Origin of the sequence: Frankia tisae, assembly GCF_025403405.1 — a bacterium.
Lineage (GTDB): Bacteria > Actinomycetota > Actinomycetes > Frankiales > Frankiaceae > Frankia > Frankia tisai.
In genome coordinates this window covers 1-1741 of record NZ_JANEZT010000653.1, presented here as the reverse complement: position 1 = coordinate 1741, position 1741 = coordinate 1, and the positions used below count along the sequence as shown (strand labels likewise).

General features: G+C 74.4%; 1 protein-coding gene and 1 pseudogene. One reads left to right on the top strand and one right to left on the bottom strand.

The genetic code is table 11. The features are described from left to right. Nucleotides 1-187 (bottom strand): annotated as a pseudogene (locus NBZ85_RS30860) (hypothetical protein); the annotation flags it as partial. Here NBZ85_RS30860 and NBZ85_RS30855 point away from each other — a divergent pair. Continuing rightward, nucleotides 186-1253 (top strand): DMT family transporter, encoded by a 1068-nt coding sequence (locus tag NBZ85_RS30855; RefSeq protein ID WP_261560072.1) that lies wholly within the window; start codon nucleotides 186-188, stop codon nucleotides 1251-1253. The pseudogene NBZ85_RS30860 and the gene NBZ85_RS30855 overlap by 2 nt on opposite strands. Nucleotides 1254-1741 lie beyond the last annotated feature (488 nt).

The following is a 1741-nucleotide window of genomic DNA, read 5'->3' as shown; positions in this document are numbered from 1 at the left end:
CCCGGGTGCTCGGCAGCGCCGAGCCCGCGGGCAGGCGGGCACACAGCGCGGTCAGCTCGTCGACGATCCCCGCCTGCCCACCCGGTCCACCCGGCTCGCCCGGTCCACGCGGCTCGACCGACCCACGCGGCTCGACCTCGGCTGCGGCTGCGGCTGCGGCTGCGCTTCCACCGATATCCTCTTTCATGAGAGGTAAGGAAAGCGCATTCGTCGGGAGCAGGGAAGCGCGAGGGCTGCTGTCGGGCACCGCGGGAGTGGTGGCGTTCAGCCTCACGCTGGTCGCGACAAGGGCCGCCGAGCCGGCCTTCGGGGCGCTCACCGTCGGCGCCGGCCGCGCCGTGCTGGCAGCGGGGCTCGCCGCGGCCCTGCTGCGCCGGCGCGGTCTGCCCCTGCTCCCCCCGGACGGACGGGTGGCGACGATCGTCATCGCCGCGACCGTGGTCGTCGGGTTCCCGCTGCTCACCTCGTGGGCGCTCGGGGACGTCCCGGTCGCGCACGCCGCCGTCGTCGTGGGCCTGGCGCCGGCGGCGACGGCAGGGTTCGCGGTGGTCCTGGCCGGGGAGCGGCCGGCCCCGCCGTACTGGGCGGCTCTGGGGGTCGGGCTCGCCGCGGTCCTGGCCTTTGCCGCGGTCCAGGGCGCGGGCCGGCCGCGGCTGGCGGACCTGCTGGTGCTCGCCGCAGTCGTGCTCGTCGGCCTCGGTTATGCCGAGGGTGGGATGCTCGCGCGGCGCGTCGACGGCGCGGCGGTGATCTGCTGGGCGCTGCTGGCGGCGCTGCCGGTCACGGTGCCGCTGGCCGCAGCCGGCCTCGCCGCGCATCCGCCGCGGCACGTGACGGTCGGGGCCGCCGCCGGCCTGGGCTACGTCAGCGTCGTGAGCATGTTCCTCGGCTTCGTCGTCTGGTATCGGGGGCTCGCCCTCGGCGGGGTGGCGCGGGTCGGGCGGCTCCAGCTCGCCCAGCCGGTGCTGACTCTGGCATGGGCGGCGCTGCTCCTCGGTGAGCCGCTGACCCCGCTCGGCGTCGGGACCGCGATGATCGTCCTGGCCTCGGTCGCCCTCGGCCGGCACGGAGTGCACCGGGGGCGGCGCGCCGGGGTTGGGACGCGGCGCCCGTCGATCGGCCGGCGGCGTCGCGCGCTCCGCGAGGCCCACCGAGGGTGGGGTCGAGTTTGCCCTGCCCGCCGGCAAGCCGATATGCAGGAAAGTTTTTCCGGGCGCGATTTCGACGGGCCGAATCCGGAAACGCGGCCGTAGCCGGGGATGCGCCCCTGAACCCGCGCGCCTCCTCGATCCCAGGAATACCGTGCGTCCGCAGTCCTGATAGGCATCGTCGCGTCACCCGGACCGGTGATCCGGCCGGGCCGATGGCACCAATCGGGTGCGCTGTAACCGGCGGTTAATGAGCCGCATCACTTATTCCCTCGCCGGGAAGGTCCACCGCCGCAGCCCGATCTTCCCGGCGGGCGCCGCACGGCCGGATGAGCCCACGAAATGCGCAGCGCTGGCGCCCGCACCGGGGCACGCCGAATCCAGCCTTGTGCCGCCCTATACCTTGTACTGCCCCTGGCCCGGCCGGCCTGATCCGACCGGGCATCGGCCCGAATACCACCCATGGGCCGGCAATGGGCTCGAAAGGGCCTGTCCCCGCATTGGTGGACGGCCCACACGCAGGCCCGGACAGGAACAGAGACGGTGAGGAATGAGAAGAAGCCTGCGTTCATTCGCCGCGGCGGGTACCGCGG

Bases quoted from the DNA above. Each gene is read 5' to 3' on its own strand.
- NBZ85_RS30855 (WP_261560072.1), top strand. From the start codon at position 186: ATGAGAGGTAAGGAAAGCGCATTCGTCGGGAGCAGGGAAGCGCGAGGG.